This is a genomic window from Polaromonas sp. P1_E12 (assembly GCF_056405975.1).
This window is the reverse complement of the sequence record NZ_JBFUBB010000003.1, coordinates 476,252-498,685: the sequence shown is the minus strand read 5'-3', so window position 1 is coordinate 498,685 and position 22,434 is coordinate 476,252. Positions and strand designations below refer to the sequence as shown.

The 22,434-nt window shown below is 58.5% G+C and carries 22 protein-coding genes; all 22 read left to right on the top strand.

All coding sequences use genetic code 11. The features are described from left to right. Positions 1–41: 41 nt before the first annotated feature. Positions 42–1,259 (top strand): TIGR00180 family glycosyltransferase, encoded by a 1,218-nt coding sequence (locus AC1D13_RS12195; protein WP_477689614.1) that lies wholly within the window; start codon positions 42–44, stop codon positions 1,257–1,259. After that, entirely contained in the window at positions 1,256–2,209 is a 954-nt protein-coding gene (locus tag AC1D13_RS12190; RefSeq protein ID WP_477689613.1) for a Gfo/Idh/MocA family oxidoreductase, read from the top strand. The genes AC1D13_RS12195 and AC1D13_RS12190 overlap by 4 nt, the downstream gene beginning before the upstream one ends. Before the next feature lie 17 nt (positions 2,210–2,226). After that, on the top strand, positions 2,227–3,195 hold the full coding sequence (locus AC1D13_RS12185; protein WP_477689612.1) for a Gfo/Idh/MocA family oxidoreductase: 969 nt from the start codon (positions 2,227–2,229) through the stop codon (positions 3,193–3,195). A 4-nt stretch (positions 3,196–3,199) separates the two neighbouring features. After that, a complete protein-coding gene (locus tag AC1D13_RS12180; protein WP_457281219.1) occupies positions 3,200–3,763 on the top strand; it encodes a D-glycero-alpha-D-manno-heptose-1,7-bisphosphate 7-phosphatase in 564 nt (187 codons plus the stop codon). Next, positions 3,756–4,472, top strand: coding sequence for a sugar phosphate nucleotidyltransferase (locus AC1D13_RS12175; RefSeq protein ID WP_477689611.1), 717 nt, complete (start codon positions 3,756–3,758; stop codon positions 4,470–4,472). The genes AC1D13_RS12180 and AC1D13_RS12175 overlap by 8 nt, the downstream gene beginning before the upstream one ends. After that, positions 4,439–5,857, top strand: coding sequence for a GHMP family kinase ATP-binding protein (locus tag AC1D13_RS12170; protein WP_477689657.1), 1,419 nt, complete (start codon positions 4,439–4,441; stop codon positions 5,855–5,857). Before AC1D13_RS12175 ends, AC1D13_RS12170 begins: the two co-directional genes overlap by 34 nt. Next, positions 5,854–7,746: an N-acetylneuraminate synthase family protein gene (locus AC1D13_RS12165; protein ID WP_477689610.1), complete on the top strand. Its 1,893-nt coding sequence runs from the start codon at positions 5,854–5,856 to the stop codon at positions 7,744–7,746. The genes AC1D13_RS12170 and AC1D13_RS12165 overlap by 4 nt, the downstream gene beginning before the upstream one ends. Beyond that, positions 7,743–8,336: a D-sedoheptulose-7-phosphate isomerase gene (locus AC1D13_RS12160; RefSeq protein ID WP_477689609.1), complete on the top strand. Its 594-nt coding sequence runs from the start codon at positions 7,743–7,745 to the stop codon at positions 8,334–8,336. Before AC1D13_RS12165 ends, AC1D13_RS12160 begins: the two co-directional genes overlap by 4 nt. Next, positions 8,333–9,058 (top strand): acylneuraminate cytidylyltransferase family protein, encoded by a 726-nt coding sequence (locus AC1D13_RS12155; protein ID WP_477689608.1) that lies wholly within the window; start codon positions 8,333–8,335, stop codon positions 9,056–9,058. Before AC1D13_RS12160 ends, AC1D13_RS12155 begins: the two co-directional genes overlap by 4 nt. An 8-nt stretch (positions 9,059–9,066) precedes the next feature. Further along, positions 9,067–10,443, top strand: a complete 1,377-nt coding sequence (locus AC1D13_RS12150; RefSeq protein ID WP_477666558.1) for an aspartate aminotransferase family protein — start codon at positions 9,067–9,069, stop codon at positions 10,441–10,443. Beyond that, on the top strand, positions 10,440–10,877 hold the full coding sequence (locus tag AC1D13_RS12145; protein WP_477689607.1) for a VOC family protein: 438 nt from the start codon (positions 10,440–10,442) through the stop codon (positions 10,875–10,877). Before AC1D13_RS12150 ends, AC1D13_RS12145 begins: the two co-directional genes overlap by 4 nt. A 7-nt stretch (positions 10,878–10,884) precedes the next feature. Beyond that, entirely contained in the window at positions 10,885–11,853 is a 969-nt protein-coding gene (locus tag AC1D13_RS12140) for a class I SAM-dependent methyltransferase (RefSeq protein ID WP_477689606.1), read from the top strand. Beyond that, positions 11,846–12,685, top strand: a complete 840-nt coding sequence (locus AC1D13_RS12135; protein WP_477689605.1) for a sugar phosphate isomerase/epimerase family protein — start codon at positions 11,846–11,848, stop codon at positions 12,683–12,685. The genes AC1D13_RS12140 and AC1D13_RS12135 overlap by 8 nt, the downstream gene beginning before the upstream one ends. Beyond that, a complete protein-coding gene (locus tag AC1D13_RS12130; RefSeq protein WP_477689604.1) occupies positions 12,675–13,430 on the top strand; it encodes an SDR family NAD(P)-dependent oxidoreductase in 756 nt (251 codons plus the stop codon). Before AC1D13_RS12135 ends, AC1D13_RS12130 begins: the two co-directional genes overlap by 11 nt. Positions 13,431–13,451: 21 nt before the next feature. Further along, positions 13,452–14,291 carry an SDR family oxidoreductase gene (locus tag AC1D13_RS12125; protein WP_477689603.1) on the top strand — a complete coding sequence of 280 codons (840 nt, stop codon included), beginning with the start codon at positions 13,452–13,454 and terminating at the stop codon, positions 14,289–14,291. A 120-nt stretch (positions 14,292–14,411) separates the two neighbouring features. After that, positions 14,412–15,524: a polysialyltransferase family glycosyltransferase gene (locus AC1D13_RS12120; RefSeq protein ID WP_477689602.1), complete on the top strand. Its 1,113-nt coding sequence runs from the start codon at positions 14,412–14,414 to the stop codon at positions 15,522–15,524. Positions 15,525–15,541: 17 nt separating this feature from the next. Continuing rightward, on the top strand, positions 15,542–16,435 hold the full coding sequence (locus AC1D13_RS12115; RefSeq protein ID WP_477689601.1) for a methyltransferase, TIGR04325 family: 894 nt from the start codon (positions 15,542–15,544) through the stop codon (positions 16,433–16,435). A 13-nt stretch (positions 16,436–16,448) separates the two neighbouring features. Next, positions 16,449–17,876 (top strand): lipopolysaccharide biosynthesis protein, encoded by a 1,428-nt coding sequence (locus tag AC1D13_RS12110; RefSeq protein WP_477689600.1) that lies wholly within the window; start codon positions 16,449–16,451, stop codon positions 17,874–17,876. Beyond that, positions 17,873–18,871, top strand: coding sequence for a CgeB family protein (locus AC1D13_RS12105; protein WP_477689599.1), 999 nt, complete (start codon positions 17,873–17,875; stop codon positions 18,869–18,871). Before AC1D13_RS12110 ends, AC1D13_RS12105 begins: the two co-directional genes overlap by 4 nt. After that, positions 18,864–19,895 carry a glycosyltransferase family 2 protein gene (locus tag AC1D13_RS12100; protein ID WP_477689598.1) on the top strand — a complete coding sequence of 344 codons (1,032 nt, stop codon included), beginning with the start codon at positions 18,864–18,866 and terminating at the stop codon, positions 19,893–19,895. The genes AC1D13_RS12105 and AC1D13_RS12100 overlap by 8 nt, the downstream gene beginning before the upstream one ends. Next, positions 19,892–20,932 (top strand): glycosyltransferase family 10 domain-containing protein, encoded by a 1,041-nt coding sequence (locus AC1D13_RS12095; RefSeq protein ID WP_477689597.1) that lies wholly within the window; start codon positions 19,892–19,894, stop codon positions 20,930–20,932. Before AC1D13_RS12100 ends, AC1D13_RS12095 begins: the two co-directional genes overlap by 4 nt. A 52-nt stretch (positions 20,933–20,984) precedes the next feature. Then, entirely contained in the window at positions 20,985–22,379 is a 1,395-nt protein-coding gene (locus AC1D13_RS12090) for a hypothetical protein (RefSeq protein WP_477689596.1), read from the top strand. Positions 22,380–22,434: the final 55 nt, after the last annotated feature.

Below are 22,434 nucleotides of genomic sequence, written 5' to 3'. Positions count from 1 at the left end.
GCCTTTTTTCGGAGAAATTCGTTTCCAGACGTTTGAAAACCATGGCCAATCCCACTCTCGATAGCTGGTTTGCCCACTCGCTGCGAAAAAGCGCTAACGAAGAAAACCCTTCTTTTGCCACGCTTTCACTGCTGACAGTGGTCATACCTTGCTATGCAAGACAGGATTTCCTGTTGCGACAGTGTGTGTATTGGCACGGCAGTGGTGCGAGCGTGGTGATCGTCGACGGCTCACCGCAACCACTGGATGGCATCTCGCGGCAGACGCTGGATGGCCTTAGCGATGTAATTTATCTACATGCTGCAATCAGCATGTCTGACCGTCTGAAAATGGCGGCCAAACATATCCGCACGCCGTACGCGACCTTGCTCGGGGACGACGAATTTTTTCTGTTCAGCGGACTTTGCAGCGCAATTCTTGCACTTGAACGCGACGCTTCACTGAGCGCCTGCATAGCGCAGTCGCTGGCGTTTCATACCATGCAGGACGGGACTGCCTGCAGTTACGGCCACGGTTACCCGCATTGGCGTTACACGGTCCGACAGGACGAGATTGAACAGCGGCTGCAGACTGCAATGTCGGACTATACGGCCGCGACCTGCTACGCCGTCTTGCGCGCGCCAGTCTGGTGCAAATCCTGGGGGCAGCTTGAAAACTGGTCGTCACCCTATGTGAGCGAGATGCAGCAAGGAATCACTACCTATATCTGGGGAAAACTCTCGACGGTCGACGAGGTGTACTGGATGCGCTCCAGCGAAAACCGGTCTATCACGAGCACAGACTTCAATCGCGGTCTGTCGTTTCGCGACTGGTGGTCGTCTGCTCAATTTGAGACGGAGCACGAGCGGTTTTTCGCGATACTCACCCGTGAGCTCAAAAGCGCCATTACCGTTGACGACGCGCGCGCGCGTGCCGTAGTGCGCGAGGCGGTCGAGACATTTATCAGGCATCTCGATGATCTCGACCGTGATGCCAGGCAGGCGCTGACAGGTCCAGGCGCGGTATTGAATACCTTCCGCAAGAGCACCGCTGCTATCGCCAAACGGCTGCTGCCGCGCAGATGGCTGGAGTACCTCAAGTCAGCCATGTTCGGTGCTGTCCCGGCACCGACGCCCGGCAACTATGGCCAATTGCAAGATCTACAAAAACTTACTCCTCCCGTTGAATTTCTGATTGACGACCGATTGATCGCCGAACTGTCGGCCATGGAGAATTTGATCAGCGGTTTCTACCGGGCAAGAAAAGGGCACGTAGCATGACCCACAGCGTCCTCATCTCCGGTGCAGGCCAACTCGGCTCGCGCTACCTGCAAGGCCTTGTGAACTGTGCCAGCCCGCTTTGCATTCACGTTCAAGACGTCGATCCGGTGTCGCTCGCGAGAGCGCAACAACGCTGGGACGAGGTCGAGAAAGCGAACAGAGCCCATGAGATCCAGTTGCACACCTCCCTCGCAACGGTGCCGGCAGCAATCGATGTCGCGATTGTTGCAACTACCGCACGCTGGCGACCTGAGGTGGTGCGAGAAATTGCCGCGCGAACGACGGTAGGCGCCTGGATCCTCGAAAAGGTGCTGGCACAGAGTGAGACAGGGCTCGACGAGATTGAGCATCACGTTGGCCACGCCAGAGTCTGGGTGAACACGCCGCGAAGAATGCTCGACTGGCATCAACAAATCAAAGCGCAGCTGACATCCGGCAAACCAATGCATCTGAAGGTCAGTGGAGGCGCATGGGGCCTGGCCTGCAACTCGATCCACTTTCTGGACATGTTCGCCTGGTGGACCGGTGAAACGCCCACAACATTTGATACCAGTGAACTCGCACCTGGCTGGATCGAATCCAAGCGCCCCGGCAACTGGGAGGTCATGGGCACGCTTAAAGTCGACTTCTCGGGCGGATCAACTGCGGCCCTGGAAGCCGGCGACGGAGATGTCTTCTACCGCTTTGAACTCGATGACGGCATACACCGCTGGGCGATCGACGAAGCGGCCGGCACCGCAAAACGTTCTGACGGACTCGATCTGCCGGGACGCCTGCCCTTCCAGAGCGAAGTAAGCGGCGCACTCATCGAGTCGATTCTTGTCAGCAACGATTGTGCATTGCCGACTTTGGAGCAGTCGCTCGAAATTCATCGTCCTTACATTCGAGCGCTGCTCGATCATTGGCGCGTCAACGTCGATGTCGAAGCCGACGCTGTCCCCATCACCTGAAGCCGAGGAACATAGACATGAACATCTGGTTGATCGGCGCGGGGCCGCATGCCCGCGAATACGCCAAGGTCCTGCAGCATCTGGGCCTGGACTTCGAGGTGATCGGGCGTGGCGAATCGTCCGCGCAGGCCTTTGAGGCCGCCACCGGCCACTCTGTACGACGTGGCGGCTTGGTACAGGCGCTCGCTGAGTCAGGAGCGCCTGCACGGGCGATCGTGGCAGCGAGTTTCGAGGAGCTTGCGCCGGTTGCGCTCCAATTACTGGAGGCCGGCACCCGGCGCATCCTGCTTGAAAAGCCCGGTGGCCTGAATCTGGCTGAACTCGGCGCGGTCGCGGCGGCGGCCGAGCAGCGTCAGGCCCATGTGCTGATCGCTTACAGTCGGCGTTTCTATGCTTCGACCCAACAAGCGCGGCAAATGATTGAGGAAGACGGCGGCGCACTCAGTTGCAGCTTCGAATTTACCGAGTGGGCTCACACGATCGTACCGATGCCCCTACCCGATTCAGTCAAGCAGTCCTGGGTCATCGCCAACTCGTCGCACGTGCCCGACCTTGCGTTCCATCTCTGCGGCTTCCCGAAGGACTGGAAAAGCTGGCGTGCCGGCGCGCTTGACTGGCATTCGGCTGCCGCGCGGTTTTGCGGCGCCGGCGTAACCGAACGCGGTGTGCTATTTAGCTATCACGCTGACTGGGAAGCTCCTGGCCGCTGGGCAGTAGAAGTGCTGACCCGCAAGCGCAGGCTTATCTTCAAACCAATGGAACAGTTACAGGTCACCCACCTGGCATCAGTCAAAGTCGAACCCGTCGTCATCGATGATGTGATCGACAAAGAGTTCAAGCCGGGATTGCATGCTGAGACCCGCGCTTTCATTGAAGGCGACGACACGCTGTTCTGCACGATCGCCGAGCAGCTTGAACACGGCGCTATCTACAGCGAGATGGCCGGTTACACAGCGACGCCCGAGACAGGCAGCAAGGCGGCCTGAAAAGATGACCTCGCAACTGATCGTTTTCGACAGGGACGGAACCCTGATAAGGCATGTGCCTTATCTCTGCGATCCGGCGCAGGTGGTCTTGTTGCCGGGCGTGCGCGAGGGCTTGACGCGGCTACGGGCCGCCGGTCACCTATTGTTTTTGCACACCAATCAGTCGGGGGTCGGTCGCGGCTATTTCCCGTTTGAGATGGCGGTTCGCTGCAACAACGAAATGCTGCGTCAGCTCGACCTCGGTCCGGCGCCGTTCGAAGAGATTTGCATCTGCCCGGAAGTGCCCGAGGTGCCCGCACTGTATCGCAAGCCATCACCCAGGTTCGGCCTCGAACTGCTCTCGAGATATTCGAAACAAGCCACCGATATCTGCTATATCGGCGACAACCTGAGCGATCTCATGACGGCCGCCAACCTCAGCTGCCGCGGCATTGGCGTAAACACCGGCGTGCACAACCTGCACCAGGAGCTCGCGGCTCGTTCGCTTGAGGCACATTTCGAGGTATGCGACAACTTCGGCGAGGCCGTTGACATGCTGTTGGCCTGGAGCAGTGAACATCATGGCTGAACCTCGCCTGCTGGTGCTCGCAGGTGGCTTCGGCACGCGCCTGCGCAGTGCCGTCTCGGACGTCCCCAAACCGCTGGCACCGGTCGCAGGCGAGCCCTATCTCGGCTACCTGGTCGACAGCTGGATCGCCCAAGGGGTACGTTCGATGACATTTCTGCTGCATCACCAATCCGAACTGATCGAAGAATTCGTTGGCGGGCTTGCGCATACCGGTCGGCTCCATGGCTGCGAAGTCGACTTCCTGGTGGAACCCGAACCGCTGGGAACGGGTGGTGCCGTGGCCTACGCAGTACGGCAACATGCCCTCGCGGGTTCCTTCCTCGTCAGCAACGCCGATACCTGGCTCGGTAGCGGTATCAGCGCGGTATTTGCGGCCGAATCGCCTTCGATGGCCGTAATTTGCGTAGAAAATACGGAACGCTATGGCAGCGTACGGACGTCGGCCAATAAAATAGCCCTTTTTGAGGAAAAGCAAAGCAGCCGCGGTAAGGGCCTGATTAATGCGGGTCTGTACCATTTCGATGCGGACCTGTTTAGGCATTGGGATGGCAAGCCCTTTTCCCTGGAGCGGGATGTCTTCCCGGATTTGGCGGCCGACAACCGGCTGACAGCTGTTTCACTGAATACCGACTTTATCGATATCGGCGTGCCGGAAGACTATTTCCGGTTTTGCCGATGGATAGCGTCAAACAAGGCGGGAACCCTGTGAGCTTCGAATTATTCTTGATTTCAGAAAATGCGTCGTTGCGCGATGCATTGACGCAACTCGAAGCCAACCACCATGGCATCGTGCTGACGACCAATGCCGAAGGCATGGCGACCGGATTGGCGACCGACGGGGACGTGCGTCGCAAGCTGCTTGAAGGCGCGCAACTCGAGGACGCCATCAAGTCCTGCGCCAACCCTGACTTCGTCTGGGCCGACAAGGCAAGTTCGCGCGAACTGCTGCTCAAACAGCTCGACCACCATATCAAAGTCATACCGCTGCTCGACGAAAACCGGCGCCTGGCCGGAATCGTAAGCCGCGACCACATGCCGCGTCAGATCGAAGAGCCTGTCTATGCGCGGGCGCGCTCGCCGGTGCGGATCAGCTTTGGCGGTGGCGGTTCAGACCTCACGCATTTCTTCGCCGGTGAAGGCGGAGCCGTGATCAACACAACGATCTCGCTCTACAGCCACGCCACTTTGCGCAAGCGCGACGACACGCGCATCGAGATCCATTCACGCGACCTCGGTGAATCGCTGCATGCCAACGACCTGCAGCACGCGCTGTCACAAAAGGGCCGTTTCGGGCTGATCCTGGCATTGATCAAGGCAGTACACCCAGACTTTGGTTTTGAGCTCTACCTGCATTCCGATTTCCCGATGAATTCCGGGCTAGGTGGCTCGGCCGTACTCGCGGCAGCCGTGCTTGGCTGCTTCAATCAGTTCCGCCAGGACCGCTGGGACTCGCACGAAATCGCGGAACTTGCATTTCAGGCCGAACGGCTCTATCTGGGTATTGCGGGGGGCTGGCAGGACCAGTATGCGACGGTGTTCGGCGGCTTCAATTTCATGGAATTCCGGATGGACCAGAACATCGTTCACCCGCTGCGGATACCGGCCGATGTCCAGCTCGAACTCGAGGAAAGCCTGGTACTTTGCGATACCGGTTCACCACACGACTCCGGCGACATCCATCAGGACCAGCGCCAACAAATGCAGCAGGATGACATCAGGCAGAAAGTGCAGACCAATGTCGAGCTCACCTACCGCATTCGTAATCATCTACTACGCGGCAGGCTGCTTCAGTTCGGCCAGGCATTGCATGAGTCGTGGCTGCTCAAGCGCCAATTCAGCAGCAAGATATCGAACGACCGGCTCGACCATATCTATGAGGATGCGCGCGCGCACGGGGCGCTTGGCGGCAAGCTGCTTGGCGCCGGCGGCGGCGGGTTCTTTCTTTTTTATGTCACACCGTTCCGTAAACACGAGCTCATTGGAAAACTCGAAAGCCTGGGCCTGAATGTGCGCCCATTCCGCTTCGAGCAGGAAGGGCTGCGCGCCTGGTCCGCGCGCGAAGGCAAGAATCAACCCCACCCGGAAAAAACATGAGCATCAGCATCGCCAATTTTGAGGTCGGAGCCGGCAGGGCATTTGTGATCGCCGAGATCGGGAACAACCACAACGGCAGCTTTGAGCGTGCCAAGCAGATGGTCGACCTGGCCGTCGAGATGGGCGCGGACTGCGCCAAGTTCCAATTGCGCAAACTCGACGAGGTCTATCGCCAGCGCACCCTGCGCAAGGACGGCGAGGACCTCGGCACCGAATACGTGCTCGACCTGCTGCGCCGCTTCGAACTCTCAATTGAACAGCACCGCGAACTCGCAGCCTATTGCGGGAGCAAGGGCATTCTCTACCTCTGCACGCCATGGGATCAACACAGCGTCGACGTGCTCGAGCAGTTGCACGTGCCGGCCTACAAGGTCGCCTCGGCCGATCTGACCAACCTGCCGCTGCTCGAGAAGCTCTGCGCAACCGGCAAACCGCTGATCCTGTCTACCGGCATGAGCCTGCGCGAGGAAGTTCAGGTTACCGTCGACTTCCTCAACAAGCGCAACGCTTCGTTTGTGCTGCTGCACTGCAACAGTACCTATCCGGCGCCGCTGCATGACATCCACCTGCGCTGGATGGAAAAACTCAAACTGATCCATCCGCTGGTTGGTTATTCAGGCCATGAGCGAGGTATCGCCGTCACCCTGGCCGCGACCGGCCTCGGCGCCTGCGTGATCGAACGCCACTTCACGCTGGACCGCGGCATGGAAGGCCCCGACCACGCGGCCAGCCTCGAGCATGCGGAATTCAAGCGCCTGATCGAGGGTATCCGCGAGATCGAGCAGGCGCTCGGTGACGGCCGTGAGCGCCGCATCTCACAAGGCGAGATGATCAACCGCGAGAACCTCGGAAAAAGCCTGGTCGCCGCGAAAGCCCTCAAGAAGGGCTCGATCGTCCGGCCTGAGGATGTGCAGGTGCGCAGCCCTGGCCAGGGCCTGTCGCCGCAGCACTACGAAAAACTGCTGGGCCGCACCTTGCAGCACGATATGGCGGCAGAGGACTTCTTCTATCCGTCGGACCTCAAGGACGAACGGATCGAGCCGCGGCCCTACCGCTTCAAGCGCCCTTGGGGGGTGCCTGTCCGTTACCACGACTTCGGTGAATACAACTCGCGCATCAAACCCGATCTGTTCGAATTTCACCTGTCGTATTCGGACATGGAGCTCAAGCTGGACGATTTCCTGAGTGGCACTTATCCCTGTGATTTTGTGGTCCATGCGCCCGAGCTGTTCGCCAACAGCCGGCTCATGGATCTGGCCTCGCCCGACGAAGACTACCGCCGCCAGTCGATCGCTGAAACCCAGCGCGTCATCAATATCACGCGCGGCCTCAAACGCTTCTTTCCGAAGACCATCCGACCGCCGATCGTCGCGAATATCGGCGGCTTCACGATGGACGCGCCGCTGCCGCCCGACGTCATCACGGCCTATTACGAACGCTTCGCAAAAAGCCTCGGCGAACTCGACATGGAAGGCGTCGAACTGATCCCGCAGACCATGGCGCCGTTCCCCTGGCATTTCGGCGGTCAGCGCTTCCAGAACATCTTCGTCCGCATCGAGGAAATCGTCGACTGGTGCCAACGCCTGAACCTGCGCATGTGTTTCGACATCTCGCACACGCGCCTGACCTGCAACCATTTCGGCATCGACTTCTATGACTTCGCCGAAAAGATCGCGCCGATCTCGGCGCACCTGCATCTCGGCGACGCCCAGGGCCTCAACGGCGAGGGCCTGCAGATCGGCGAAGGCGACATCGACTTCACGCGACTCGGCAGAATCCTGGAAAAAGGCTGCCCGACCGCTTCGTTCATCCCCGAGATCTGGCAGGGCCACAAGAACGGCGGCGAAGGTTTCTGGATCGCGCTCGAAAAGCTGGAAGGTACCCTGTGAGCTTAGAGCAGATCAAGACACAGATCGAAGCGTCCATCGCGGTCAAGCAAGCGCTGCTGGCTGATGGCGCGTTGCTGCAGCAGATCGAAAAACTCGCGAAGGCTTGCCTGACTTCGCTGAAGGCCGGCGGCAAGATCATTTTTGCAGGCAACGGCGGCAGTTTTGCCGATGCACAGCATCTGTCAGCGGAGTTCACTTCGCGTTTCCTGTTCGACCGCGCGCCGCTCGCGTCGGTGGTACTGGCGGCCAACAATTCGGCGATCAGCGCGATTGGCAACGACTACGGCTATGAGTTCGTGTTCGCACGTGAGCTCGAGGCACTGGCGAAACCGGAGGATGTCTTCATTGCGATCTCGACTAGCGGCAATAGTGCCAATATCCTGATGGCCGTCCAGGCCGCCCGCGAGCGCGGCGTGAGCACATTCGCCTGGACCGGTGCGAGCGGTGGCAAGCTCAATGAAGCTTGCGAATGCCTGCGCATTCCATCGAATGAAACCGCGCGCATCCAGGAGTGCCACATTCTGGTCGGGCATATTCTGTGCGGTCTGGTCGAGGCCTGGTATTTTCCAAAGGGAGCCGAAAAGAAATGACAAAAATCGTGGCGCTGATTCCGGCGCGAGCGGGCTCCAAGGGAGTCCCCCACAAAAATATCAAACTCCTTGGCGGCCACGCGCTGCTGGCCTGGTCGATCGCCGCCTGCCTGCGGTCGACGACCATCGACCGCGTCATCGTTTCGACCGATTCGGCCGAATACGCGGCATTGTCGCGGGAACTCGGCGCCGAAGCGCCGTTCCTGCGCCCGGAAGCGATCTCGGGCGACCGTTCGACCGACTACGACTTCATTGTCCACGCGCTCGACTGGCTGGCAGCCGAAAGCGGCGAACCCGAATACATCGTGCATATCAGGCCAACCACGCCACTGCGCGACCCGCAGTTGATCGACGATGCGGTGAAAGCTTTCATCGCAGCGCCGCAAGCCACCGCGCTGCGATCGGTACACGAGATGTCCGAGTCGGCCTACAAAACCTTTGAGGTGGCGGAGGGAGGGGAGCTCAAGCGGCTTGGTGCGGACAATACCGAGCTCGACGCGGCAAACAATGCGCGCCAGCAATTCCCGAGCACCTACCAAGCCAACGGCTATGTCGATGTGCTGTCGAGCGCGTTTATACGGAAGTCGGGCCTGATGCATGGCAACCATGTGCTGCCCTTCGTCACGCCATCGGTGGTCGAGGTCGACACACTCGACGATTTCGAGCACCTGGAATTCCAGATCACCCGGATGCCGGGTGTTGCACAAAAACTTTTCAACTGAAGGCAACCATGGCCGCTCATTCCTTTTCCCGCCTGCCCCAATCCGTTCCACCGGTCTCGACCGCCAACCGCCTGATCCAGACCGCGATCCCGACGCCGGGCACGCGCGAAGTGCTCGAACGGCTTGAGGCCTGCGAATCGCGTTCCATGCACGGACAGTTGCCCCTGGTCTGGGATCGGGCCGAGGACTACAGCATCTACGATGCGGCCGGCAACCGCTGGATCGACTTCACCTCGACCATTTTTGTCGCGAACGTTGGACATTCAAATCCGCGCGTGACCGCCGCCATGAAAGAAACGCTGGACCGCCCGCTCTACGGCTGCTATGCCTATGCGAACGAGAACCGCGCACGGTACCTCGAAAAACTGGTCGCGTTCGCCGGTGCGCCGTTCGAAAAGGCTTTCCTGCTTTCGGCCGGCACCGAAGCGACCGAAGGCGCGCTCAAGCTCATGCGCATGAACGGCCAGAAGGAAGGCAAACGACGCCGCGGCGTGATCTGCATCGAAGGCAACTGGCATGGCCGCACGATGGGCGCGCAAATGCTCAGCAGTAATCTGGCCCAGCGCGAATGGATAGGCTACCAGGATGCCGACATTCATCACATCCCGTTCCCCTATCCATGGGCCCTGGCCGGGCGCACGCCGGAAGCGTTTCTGGACGAAAGCCTGGCCAGGCTCGAGAAGGCCGGCATCGACATTGCGCAAGACGTTTGCGGCTTCATGCTCGAAACCTTCCAGGGATGGGGCGCAGTGTTCTACCCGCCAGAATATGTGCAGGCCATCGAGCGCGTCTGCCGCAAGCACGGCATCCTGCTGACCTTTGACGAAATGCAAGCCGGCTTTGGCCGCACCGGCAAGGCCTTCGGCTTCCAGCACTACGGCGTGACGCCCGACCTGATCTGCTGCGGCAAGGGCATGGGCGGAGGCGTACCGCTGTCCGGCGTGATCGGCCGCGCCGCGATCATGGACCTGCCCGATGTCGGCAACATGAGCAGCACGCACTCGGCCAACCCCCTGGTCTGCGCCGCTGGCCTGGCCGTCATCGAGGAAATGGAAGATCGCAATCTTGTCGCCGAGACCGCGCGCAAGGGCGAGCTGCTGTTTGCCGCACTGCACAAACTGCAGGCGCGTTTTCCCGACCGCATCTCGCACCTGCTGGGTCGAGGCCTGATCGCGGCGGTGCTGTTCAAACACCCCAAGACCGGTGCGGCCGACGGCCCGTTCACGAGCCAGGTCGCCGAACTCTGCATGCAGAAGGGGTTACTGGTCGTGCATACCGGGCGTGAATCGATCAAGATCGGCCCTCCCCTGACGATCACCGACGAAGCCCTGCTCGAAGGTGTGGATGTGCTCGGCGAGGCTATCGCCGAGATCGCGGCCAAATGATCACGCAGATTCGCCATACCGGCCTGGTCGTCGCCGACCTCGATGCGGCGCTGCGCTTCTGGCGGGACCTGCTGGGGTTCACCGTGGCACGGCAGATGGACGAGTCCGGGCCGCACATCGACGCAATGATGGGCCTGAAAAACGTGCGCCTGACAACGTCGAAACTTACCGCACCTGAAGGCGGCATGATCGAGTTGCTTTATTTCCATTCGCACCCAGACAGGCCAGCCTGGACCGGAACACCCTATTCCACCGGCTTTACGCATGTTGCAATGACCGTGAAAGATATCGACGTCCTCTGCAAAAAACTCGCAGGTGCGGGCGTCATTTTTTTTGCACCACCACAGCATTCCCCAGACGGCAAGGTCAAGGTCACCTACTGCCGGGGGCCCGAAGGCGTATTGCTGGAACTGGTCGAAATATTGCAGGAATGATTCCACAATGATCTTCACCCAACACTCTCACCAAGCCAGTTGCCCGCTCTGCAGGCAGGCAACCGCCGGCGTGCTATCGACTACTTTGCGACGAGGCACAGGTATCGTTTTTTATTGTGAGCCCTGCCGACACGGTTTTCTTTCGGAGAATCAGGCACCGGACGCCAAAGCCTACTACGCAGAGAATTACCGCCAGGAGTATTCGCACAATGCCGAAGCCGCGGCGACCAACGCGCGCGAGATTTTCGACGTTTACAAAAATTACCAGCATGATCGGCTCAAGGCCATCGGGCCATACCTGTCGGCCGAAACCCGCCTGCTGGAAGTCGGCGCCTCATCGGGGCAGTTCCTGGTCAATGTCAAGGATCGCGTGGCGCTCGTCAACGCGATTGAGCTCGACAAAGCCTGCTGTGACTTCATGTCATCGGAGCTGGATATAGAGGCGGACTCAGAATTTCTGCGCGAGTCCCGCTTTGCGGACCAGCGATACGATGTGGTCTGTGCATTCCAGGTGCTCGAACACGTTGAGGATCCCGTTGTGTTTCTGCGCGACCTGCAACAGTCGACCCAAAAAGGTGCGACGCTGTTTATTGAAGTGCCCAACCTCAACGACCCGTTATTGTCGGTCTGGAATGTCAAGGCATACCAGAAGTTCTTCTACCATTCGGCGCATCTGCACTACTTCACCGGAGACTCGCTCAGGAAAACCGCTCAGCTCGCGGGTTTCGATAACGCGCAGATCGATATCTCGTTCACTCAGGACTACAACCTGCTGAATCACCTGAACTGGATCATGAATAACGGACCGCAGGCGACTTGCAATGTTGGCCTCAGCGAAATCGACCTCGCCGGCGCAGACCCCGACATGTCGACCTGGCTCACCGCAAAAATGAAAGTACTCAACGAAGAATACGTCGCGCGACTCGTGAAGAACAAGGCAACTGCCAACATGATGATGGTGATCAAAAATGTCTGAGCGTATCGGTTTCATGCAGGGACGGCTGTCGCCGCTCGTCAACGGCCGCATCCAGGCTTTTCCATGGGACTGCTGGCAGGCCGAATTTCCCACGGCCGCGGCTCATGGCTTTGGCCTCATGGAGTGGACGCTCGATCAGGACCTGCTCTACAGCAACCCGTTGCTGACCGAGGCTGGCCGCTCGGAGATCACGGCGCTGCGCGCGCGGTATGGCGTGCGCATCGGTTCGCTGACCGGTGACTGCTTCATGCAGAGTCCATTCTGGAAGGCCGATACGGCGCAAGCCGAGCAGTTGCAAGAGGATTTTCGGGCCGTGGCCAAGGCTTGTTCCGCGGTGGGCATCGTCATGATGGTCCTGCCATTGGTCGACAACGGCAGCCTGGCGACACGCGCACAGGAAGACCATCTGGTCTCCGTGCTGCAGGTTCACGCCCCGCTGCTGGCCGAGCTGGGCGTTCAGGTCGTCTTTGAGTCGGATTTTGGACCATCCGAACTCGCGCGTTTCATCGAACGGCTGGATCCTGCACTTTTCGGGGTGAACTACGACATCGGCAACAGCGCTGGGCTCGGCATGCGGCCTGCCGACGAAATTGCGGCCTACGGCCATCGCATCGTCAACGTGCATATCAAGGATCGCGTGCTCGGTGGTACCACGGTGCCGCTTGGCACAGGCAGTGCTGATTTCGAAACTGTTTTCTCGGCACTCGCAAAGGCTGGCTACCAAGGCAATTACATCCTGCAAACCGCCCGGGCGCATGACGGCGACCATGCTGGCGCACTTTGCCGCTACCGCGACATGGCTGTCAACTGGATAGCACGCCATGGAGCTTGAACTCGCCGGCAAAACAGCCCTGGTCACCGGCTCCTCACGCGGAATCGGCCGGGCCATTGCCGTGGCGCTGCAAGCCGAGGGCTGCAGGGTCGCGATAAACGGGCGTGACGCTGATGCCTTGAAAGTGGCCGCTACGACCCTGCAATCCGCAGCGGCTGTCACGGGCGATGTCACCGACGCAGGCCAGGCACGACAGGTTGTCGACGAAGCGACTCGGGCACTCGGCAGGCTCGATATTCTGGTTTGCAATGTCGGTAGCGGCCGTTCGGTGGCACCGGGCCTGGAGACTCCCGAGGAATGGCAACGCGTGTTCGCGCTAAACCTCTGGAGCGTCACCCATACGGTCGAGGCGGCGCGTACCGCGCTCGCCGCTTCGCGCGGCGCGGTGATCTGCATCTCGTCGATCTGCGGACTCGAGGTCATCCCGGGCGCACCAGTTACCTATTCGGCCGCCAAAGCCGCACTGCACGCCTACGTGCGCGGCATCGCCCGACCACTCGGCGCCCAGGGTGTACGCATCAACGCCATAGCACCCGGCAACATTCTGTTTGACGGCTCAGTGTGGGACAGGAAGCTGGCAGCCGACGCAAATGCCGTGCAGTCAATGCTGGCCGCCAACGTCGCACTGGCGCGCCTCGGTACGCCGCAGGACATCGGTCAACTGGCGGTGTACCTCGCCTCACCACGCTCGGGTTTTGCAACCGGTGCAGTCTGGACACTCGACGGCGGCCAGGTCCGCGGATAGCGGCAACTCGAAGGAACACCCATGACTACCGCATTCAAAAAGTTCGATCTCACGGGAAAAACCGCGCTGATCACGGGTGCCGCAGGCCTGCTCGGTCGGGAGCACGCAGCAGCGTTGCTCGAAAGCGGCGCAGTTGTGGTGCTTACCGACATCGGTGACGGCGCACTCGCTTCGGCCAAAGAACTCCTGGCCCGCTCCTCGGATGAAAGCCGCATCCACACCGCGATCCTCGACGTTTCGAACCCGGGAGCGGTCGCCGCGCTATCCGCGCGGCTTGCGGCTGCCGGACAACGGATAGACATTTTGGTCAACAACGCGGCGATTGACCCCAAGGTTACGGCCGGCGCCGGCATGGTCGAAAGCTCTCGTCTCGAGAACTTTCCGATCGATCAATGGAATCTGCAAATCGCGGTCGGGCTGACCGGCGCATTCCTCTGCAGCCAGGTCTTCGGCACTGCGATGGCCGCCGACGGCAAGGGCGGCGTAATCCTGAACATCGCATCAGACCTTTCGGTATTCTCGCCGGACCAGCGCCTGTATCGCAAACCGGGACTGCCCGAGCATCTGCAGCCCGTCAAACCGGTTACCTACTCCGTCATCAAGGCTGGACTGATCGGCTTGACGCGTTATCTCGCAACCTACTGGCCAGAACAGGGCGTGCGCGCCAATGCAATTTCTCCGGGCGGTGTGTTCAACGGTCAGGGCGAAGAGTTCGTGACCCGGCTCAGCGCATTGATCCCTTTGGGCCGAATGGCGGCTGGCGACGAGTACCGTGCCGCAGTGCAGTTCCTCTGTTCGGACGCCTCTTCATATATGAATGGCCAAAATATCGTGATGGACGGAGGAAGGTCAGTCTGGTAACGGCGTCCCGCGAGCCGTTCAGCGCAGCGATGGCATCAGCCACCAAACACCCATCACCACTCTCACCGGCTTTGCACACGTATGGTTTATTTTTCAATCGACAATGACCATCACACCAACTTGGCGCTGTCGATCATGGAAGAGAATCGGCTTTCCAGGTCCGGCGTGACGTTCATTTCACACCGGTCACCCCGCAACCAGGTGGCAGGGTCGCTAGGCTTCGCTGTCGAGCCGGTGGATGTTCATCCGCTATGTTCCGGCCTCAGCTTCAAGAATCCCATAAGTTATTTGAAGGCCTATATTCATCAGGTCCGACTAAAGCACCGCTTTCAGTTCCGGCCGGGAGATTTGCTTGTTATCACAACGGAATATGAAATCAACAATGCATTTCTAGCCGCGCAGATGCGGCATGCTGGCGGACAGGTTTATCTCTACGACGAGGGCATTGGGTTCTATTTCAACAACAGCAGCTTCCACGACCGACATCTTTCGTGGACCGACCGGTTATTCCTGGTCCTTTACAACTTTGCCTTCAAAGCGTTGGGTATACCGGCCTATGCCAAAAAAGGATTCGAAGGCCGGATGTATGTCCGGATACGCGAGAAATACCTCAATGCTCTCTATTCGAGAATGCGCCTGCCTATCGATCGGCCCGTGGAGATCCGCGGTTATCGGCATTTTTTGGTGTCTGAACAGGCGTTTTTACCAAAGAACGATCAGGTTGCGATCTTCTTCGCCAACAACCTCGATGCTTTCGGCCTGAAAGCCGAGGAGCTTGCAATCTCCGCAGAGGCCCTGCGCGTGTTGGCCGCAGGTTTTTCGGAGGTTCACCTGAAAATTCACCCGGGAGATTGGGCCGCTCAAAACGAGGTGTGCAATTTCTATACTGCGCTGGCTGCTCAGCATTCCAATATTCATCTCATCGATAACGCGATCTCCAGCAACACGGCCATGGAGCAAATAAGGCCTGGGGTTGTCGTTGGAACCATGGGCGCGGCGATGTTCGATGCTTTCTTTTTCGGCTGTCAGCCGATTTTCCTATTTCATCTGCTGCCATCCGTCAGAGAATTCGGCGTCTGCAACTTCACCTTGGAAGGCTTGGGCTACCGCTACATCGCGAATCTGCGGGAAATTGACCCGGGATACAAGTCCGGTGTGAACATTTCCTCGTTACTCTACGACGGCCCGCAGACCTGGAATTCGAACGTGGAAACGCCGGCTTCGCAGACTTAGCCAGTCATGAGACACCCATGCTCAAACATCTGATCAAACAAATCCTGCCGCCCATTCTTTTCGTATTAGCGCGCGGAGCCTTGCAGCGGCTGAAGCCGGAACGACCGATTTATGACGGCCTCTACCGGGATGCAGCGGAGCTACAGCCGTCAAATGACAATCCATTCGAGCACCCGAACTGGATTTCTTATGTTTCCGAAAGGGCTCACTCCCGCGTCGACGGTGTCAGTCACCAAGACATGAACGAGATGTGCCTTTCGCTGATCGCATCGATCGCGCCCGCCGGTGATCACGCAGCCCCAGGCCGCATTGTCGATTTCGGTGGCGGCGTGGGTATGTATTGGCCGGCCCTGAAAACGCAGAATAAAGCGGGCAGGCAGCTTGATTTCACGGTCGTCGACAGCTCCGCCAACTGCGCACTCGGAACCAGGTTGTTCGGCGCAGATGGCGTGTCTTTTTCAACTGATTTTGAATCGCTGTTGACGCACAGCGCCAAGATAGGCGTACTTAACGTTTCAAGTACGCTCCAGTATTGTCTAGATTACGAAGCAACGCTGGCACTGCTGTGTCGCAGCCAGGCCAGGTTCATCATCGTATCCCGCCATCCGGCCCCCGGGGGCAATCACCCTGTGGCCTACACCATGCAAAACGTCACGACCGTCAAAGGTTTTTGCGGGCGGATCCCGGTTGTATTGCTCAGCGTCGAACGGCTGGCTCAACTGATGCGCGGCCAGGGCTATGAGATGATTGCGGACTACTACAGTAACGCCGATTCCGGCAAATACTGGAAGAACGGCAGGAAGGCGATTCCAGAAGAATTCTCCCAAATTGTCGATCACGCCCTGGTTTTTCAGAAGCAACCGGGGCCACCTGCCGGCGATGCGTCCGCGACTTCCGTCGTTGCTCCATGACCGGGAATAGAACGTGCTAGTAATCATCTTCGGGCGTGCCGCCCAATTCATCCTGCTCCTTTTGGTCATGCGGGTGGCTACGACTTATTTGCCACCTAGCGAAATGGGCCGTCTCTCGCTGATCACCGCCGCCACAGCCTTTTTTGCGCTTTTCCTCGTCAACCCGATTGGTATGTTCATCAATCGGCGCTTTCACGCCTGGGACGAAATCGGCCGCGCCAAACACTACCTCAAGCTGCACTGGATCTATCTTCTTGGTGTCTGCCTGTTCGCGGCGCTGACGCTCGGCGTACTCAACAAAATCCACGCCTTCGGCTTCCAGTTCAATACCGTGTGGTTGCTGGTGCTGGTCTGTGGCTCGCTGTTGTTCAACACGATCAACCAGACCGCAATCCCATCGCTGAATCTGCTGGAGTTGCGTGGGCGTTTTATCGTCCTCACGCTGGCAACGATCGGCGTCGGCCTGGCGAGCGCCTATGCGCTGGTCGAATACTTCTCGCCGACTGCTGAATACTGGCTGCTCGGCCTGCTGATCGGCCAAACGGTGTTCGCGGTCATCGGCGTCAAGCTGTTTTTCGACAAGCTCAGGCCGGAGCAGCCCGCAGACAAGCTGTCGCGCTCGCACCTCAAGCTGCTGTTCGACTTCGCCTGGCCGGTTGCAATCTCGGTCGGGTTTAATTGGCTGCAGACGCAAGGCTACCGCTTTTTCGTCGCCGACTCGCTAGGTTTGGCCGCACTTGGCCTGTTTGTCGCAGGCTACGGAATCAGCGCAGGGCTGATGGCGGCGTTCGAATCGGTGCTGACAACCTACTTCCAGCCGCGTTTCTACAAGCGGGTCAGCACCAGCACGATCGAGGAACAGTCCGCCGCCTGGAATAAATATGCTGGCGCGATCCTGCCCTCGCTGATGCTTGTAACGTTTTTATTGATCAGTCTGGCGCCGGAGCTGACGCGGTTCATGGTGGGCCCGGCATACCAATCGGCATCGCAGTTCGTGATCTGGGGCGTGCTGGCAGAAGGCGCGCGGGTTGTTGCCGGCGTCTACAGCATGTCGGCCCACGCCAAGATGAAGACCCGCCTGCTGCTGTTGCCGAACCTGCTCGGCGCGGTCATCTGCATCGTGCTGATCAAGTTCCTGGCACCCGGCATGGGTGCGCATGGCGTCGGTCTGGCCCGCTCGCTGGCCGGCGTCGGCATGTTGGTCGCGATGCATTACATGATGATCGTCGCGCTCGACATGCGTCTGCCATTACGTATGCTGGCCAAAGGCACTGCAATGGGCGCTGGCTTGATGCTGATCGCGATGGCCGGCCGGTGGGCCATGAACAGCCCAGGCATCATTGCAGCGGGCGTGCTGATCGTTGTCACCGGGCTGGCCTTTCTGCCGATGTTCTACTGGCTGCTCTATCCCTATTTGCCAAGGCACGACAAAGTTTCATGAAAATCCTCCTTGTTTGCATGTCGTATGACTATGGCGACCCGACGCGCGGTCATTCGTACGAGTACTACAATTTCTACCAGAGCCTGCTGGCGCTCGGACACGAGGTCGTGTTGTTTGACTACATGACCGAGATTCAGCACCTGGGCAAGCCAGCCATGAACCGCAAGCTGCTCGAGGTCACGGCGGCGTCCAGGCCTGACTTCGCGATGTTCTCGCTTTACACCGATCAGTTCGAGTCGGACACGATCAAGGCGATGAAACAGCTCACACGCACACTGTGCTTTTTTCACGACGACACCTGGCGCGTCGAATTTTCCCGCTACTGGGCGCCACAGTTCGATTTTTTCACAACACCCGACGTATACGGTGAGCGGAAATACCGGGCATTGGGTCTGGAAAATGTGATCTATTTCCCGTTCGGCTGCAACAACAGCATTTACCGGAAAGCGTCTGTCGAAAAAAAATACGACGTGTCGTTTGTAGGTGCCTGGCACCCCTATCGCGAATGGCTCATCAATCGGCTGCGCAGAGCGGGGTTCAATGTCAAAGTTGCCGGGTACCGCTGGCCAGGCGGCATCGTGTCGCACGAGGAGATGGTCCAGCTGTTCAATGAAAGCCGCATCAACCTGAATATGTCGAACTCGACCTCCTGGGACGCGCGTTACCTGCTGTCGTCCCCGCGCGGTCTGGTCAATCGCATCCGCTCGCCGAAGTCCGTCGAACAGATCAAGGCCCGTCATTTCGAGATTAACGGCACTGGCGGGTTTCAGCTGTCGTACTACGTTGAGGGACTGGAACGGCACTACGGTATAGGCACAGAGATTGCCATCTACCTGGACCCCGACGACCTTCAGCAAAAGGTTGCGCTTTATCTTGCAGAGACTGCACTGCGAGAAAGCATCGCCGATGCCGGTTATGCCCGGACTCTTGCGGAGCACACCTTCGGCCACCGCTTTCGGCACGCGTTCGCCAGGATGGGACTCATCGATGCCTGACAATACACTGCCACTGGTCTGCATCTGCATCCCGACTTATAACGCGGAAAAAACCGTCGCAGCCACTTTGCATTCGGTACTAAACCAGAGTTACGGGAATCTCAAAATTCACGTGGTCGACAATCACTCGACCGACAGCACGATCGCAGTTGTCGAAGGATTTTCTGACAGCCGCATCTCGCTCTACCGCAACGCGGTCAATATCGGTGGCGAAGGCAACTTCAATCGTTGCATCGAACTGGCCATGGGAAAATACACGGCGATCTACCATGCGGATGATATTTACGAACCAGATATGGTCGCATCACAGGTCGCATTTCTCGAGGCGCATCCACAAGCCGGAGCAGCGTTTACGCAAGCACTGCTGATCGATGAGGACAACCGTCCCATCGGTGCGATCCGGCAGCCACCCGAACTGGCGGCCATGGGTCCGTTGCATCATTTCCCTGAGGTATTCAAGGCCATTCTCCAGCACTCCAATTTCCTGATCTGTCCCAGCGTGATGGCGCGCACCAGCGTTTATCAACAAAACATCAAGCGCTGGCGCGGAGAACTGTTCGGCCCGAGCGGCGACCTTGACGTCTGGCTCAGGATGCTGCAGCTTGGGCCCGTCGGAATACTCCCGGGCGCGACCATGCGATACCGGATCAGCAGCAGCCAGTGGTCAGCGAATGTGCGCCTTGATACGCGCCGTGCGGCTTTTTTTACCGTGATGGACTACTATCTCGCGCAACCCGACGTGCGCAAACTGGTTACCACCGAGGATATGGTCAACTACGGACGCCTCGAACGTCGCGACCAGGTCATGCGCGCCGCCAACGCCCTGCTGCGCGATGAACCGCAACTGGTTCGGGAACTTTTGCCCAACGTATTTTCGCCGGACGCCCTAAAGGCAGCACTGCAGACCAAACGGGGGCTTGGCGTTTTTCTGCTGGGCCTGTACCTGAAGGTAATGCTCGGCTTGCGGCTCGATGGCCTGGCCAAGATCTCGCTGGTTCATCTCAAGAGGATAAGCAAGAAGTGATTCCCGCCCCTGTGTCCGACGAAATTTACATCGACACACCGCCTGCCTATCGGCAGGACCGGATGTTCGACTTGTCGAATCTCGCGCTCAATCGCGACGGGACATTGGTGCCCTACGCGCGCGTGCGCGAAGCGCACGCCAGTGCCGGCAGAACCGTACGCACCGCCGACTACCTGATGTCCTCGCCGGCAAACAACAACCCCAAGGACTACTACTCGCTCGGCGTCCTCGACAACTTCAAGATGCTGGCTGCACGTCCTGATGTACACCTTCGAGCCTTTTTGGTGCTTGAGCCACCCGTCGTCGACCCGAGCATCTACAAGGCCTTACCGGAACTGACCGCAGCATTCGAGCGGGTCTATGTCCACAACGTGAGTGGTGACGGCTATTCGCTCGCAGGTGTTAACAGCTCGCGGTTGCGCCAACTCTATTGGCCGCAGCCTCGCGAGGATGTTATGGAACCCTACTGGTCTCGGCGTGACCGTCTCAATCGCATCGTGGTGATCAACGGAAACCATGTGCCACGCAAAGTACCGAACGAGCTCTACAGCCGCCGCATCGAGGCGATGACCGAACTGGCGGAATCTGGCGTTGTCGATCTTTATGGTCGCGGTTGGGCCAAATTAAAGGCTCGTACGTCCCTCTGGTGGCCCTATATAAGCCGGCGCAAAACGCTGCTGTCGATTTACAGAGGCTCGTGCGAATCGAAATACGAGGTACTGAGTCAATACAACTTCTGCCTCTGTCTCGAAAACATGGCGATGCAGGGCTACGTAACCGAGAAAATTTTCGACTGCTTCTATGCGGGAACGATTCCCCTGTATTTGGGCGCTCCCGATATCAAGCAGTTGATCCCCAAAGAAGCCTATATCGATTGCCGTGAATTTTCATCATGGCAGGACGCCTACCAGGCGGCTGCGGCAATGTCACCCGAAGCGATCCAGCAGATGCGCGAACACGGCCAGCATTTTGTTCGCAGCGAGCAGGGCCGGCGATACACCGATTCATTGCTAAAAATAGTCGGAGACGCGTCATGAAAACCCCGTGCTCTGCCGAATCCGATTCGCAGCGCGCTCAAGGCCGGCCAAGATGATCAGAAATCCATTTTTTGAGCTTCCATGGGGCAAAGATTCTCAGGTATTACTGATTTTTCTCACGGTATTTTCGTGGTCGCTCTTTCCGGTGATGTTGAAGCAGTTCAACATCACACTGTTCCAGGCCGGTTTCGCGGCCTGTTTGCTCGTGATCTGTCTGTTCGTCGCTCTCACAGCACAGCGCAACCAATTGACGCTGACGCCTCTGCATAAACTCATGCTGATTTTCTGGGCGGGCTATCTATGCATGCTATTGATCGCTTCTGTCCATGCGACATCGAGAACCAGCATCGTGCAGTGGTGCATCCTGTTCACCAAGTTCCTGTTTTTCCTGTTTCTGCTTTTCCACATCAATCGAAAATTTGTCTACGCAAGCCTGCGCATCTATGCGAACCTGATGGTCGCGACGGTTGTTTTTTCGCTTGCCGCCATAGCGGCGGTGTTGCTCGGCATCCATCCCTTCAGCACGATGGAAGTCGGAGGACGTGCGGCGGACGTTTTCTTCGGTGCCTACTACATCACCAACACGCCCATATGCCCGCCCACGCCGGTGTTCCGCATTCAGGGACTCAGCGAGGAACCCGGAACCTACGCGTTCGCACTAATGCCCGCGATGTTCTGGTTCCTCATCGTGGAGAAGGCTTATCTTCGGTCCACCGTTATCGTGCTCGGATTGATGCTTAGCATGTCCCTGGGTGCCGGGCTTTTTCTCTGCATGGTACTAGCGCTGATTTTCCTTCTGATGGTCATCAAAAGGTCTGTTGGCGATCATAAGTTGGTGATCTTCCTGGCGGGTGCAATAGGCGCCATTGCCCTGATGTACAGCCTGGCCGGCGCCTGCACCAAACAGTATCTTGAGAACTTGAGCGACAAATCCGCCATGGCACTGGTCGAAGGATGCATGAAAGAGCATTCGTCTGACCGTGAGACCTGCGTACACCGGGTTGCCCATGCCCTGAGCACCACACCAACCGGTAAGTCGTTGTCACTTCATGACCGAAAAGAGGGGCTGCGTATCGTCATCGATTACTTGAAGGAGCATCCGATCGGAACTGGCACCGCGCTCGGCATGCAAACCGTGCAGAACTCGATTGCTGTAGGTTATGCGGTCGCGACACTGGAATCCGGCGTCGCCGGTGGAATCTTTTACATCGGCCTTTTTGCGACGATGGGCTGGCTTGCCCTGCGAACCATCGTCAGGGCGGACAACAAATCATTTGATGGACACGTCAACGTGGCGGTGTCGTTAAGCATCGGCGCCGTTCTCGTAATGGGCGCCCAGCGGATTCAGCCCGACCTGAGCTTCTGGCATATGTGGCTCTACGCAATATGGTTTCACCTCCTGCAGCCAACAGCATCGGGCGCCAGCACCGACTCACGAGCTCTTTGAAAATCAACATCCGCAGAGCACAAATTTGTGACCTGCGATCTTTAAATATTCCATG

Bases quoted from the DNA above. Each gene is read 5' to 3' on its own strand.
- AC1D13_RS12175 (WP_477689611.1), top strand. From the start codon at position 3,756: ATGGCTGAACCTCGCCTGCTGGTGCTCGCAGGTGGCTTCGGCACGCGC.
- AC1D13_RS12105 (WP_477689599.1), top strand. From the start codon at position 17,873: ATGAAAATCCTCCTTGTTTGCATGTCGTATGACTATGGCGACCCGACG.
- AC1D13_RS12125 (WP_477689603.1), top strand. From the start codon at position 13,452: ATGACTACCGCATTCAAAAAGTTCGATCTCACGGGAAAAACCGCGCTG.
- AC1D13_RS12090 (WP_477689596.1), top strand. From the start codon at position 20,985: ATGATCAGAAATCCATTTTTTGAGCTTCCATGGGGCAAAGATTCTCAG.
- AC1D13_RS12170 (WP_477689657.1), top strand. From the start codon at position 4,439: ATGGATAGCGTCAAACAAGGCGGGAACCCTGTGAGCTTCGAATTATTC.
- AC1D13_RS12135 (WP_477689605.1), top strand. From the start codon at position 11,846: ATGTCTGAGCGTATCGGTTTCATGCAGGGACGGCTGTCGCCGCTCGTC.
- AC1D13_RS12185 (WP_477689612.1), top strand. From the start codon at position 2,227: ATGAACATCTGGTTGATCGGCGCGGGGCCGCATGCCCGCGAATACGCC.
- AC1D13_RS12190 (WP_477689613.1), top strand. From the start codon at position 1,256: ATGACCCACAGCGTCCTCATCTCCGGTGCAGGCCAACTCGGCTCGCGC.
- AC1D13_RS12195 (WP_477689614.1), top strand. From the start codon at position 42: ATGGCCAATCCCACTCTCGATAGCTGGTTTGCCCACTCGCTGCGAAAA.
- AC1D13_RS12165 (WP_477689610.1), top strand. From the start codon at position 5,854: ATGAGCATCAGCATCGCCAATTTTGAGGTCGGAGCCGGCAGGGCATTT.
- AC1D13_RS12155 (WP_477689608.1), top strand. From the start codon at position 8,333: ATGACAAAAATCGTGGCGCTGATTCCGGCGCGAGCGGGCTCCAAGGGA.
- AC1D13_RS12100 (WP_477689598.1), top strand. From the start codon at position 18,864: ATGCCTGACAATACACTGCCACTGGTCTGCATCTGCATCCCGACTTAT.
- AC1D13_RS12140 (WP_477689606.1), top strand. From the start codon at position 10,885: ATGATCTTCACCCAACACTCTCACCAAGCCAGTTGCCCGCTCTGCAGG.
- AC1D13_RS12180 (WP_457281219.1), top strand. From the start codon at position 3,200: ATGACCTCGCAACTGATCGTTTTCGACAGGGACGGAACCCTGATAAGG.
- AC1D13_RS12145 (WP_477689607.1), top strand. From the start codon at position 10,440: ATGATCACGCAGATTCGCCATACCGGCCTGGTCGTCGCCGACCTCGAT.
- AC1D13_RS12130 (WP_477689604.1), top strand. From the start codon at position 12,675: ATGGAGCTTGAACTCGCCGGCAAAACAGCCCTGGTCACCGGCTCCTCA.
- AC1D13_RS12150 (WP_477666558.1), top strand. From the start codon at position 9,067: ATGGCCGCTCATTCCTTTTCCCGCCTGCCCCAATCCGTTCCACCGGTC.
- AC1D13_RS12115 (WP_477689601.1), top strand. From the start codon at position 15,542: ATGCTCAAACATCTGATCAAACAAATCCTGCCGCCCATTCTTTTCGTA.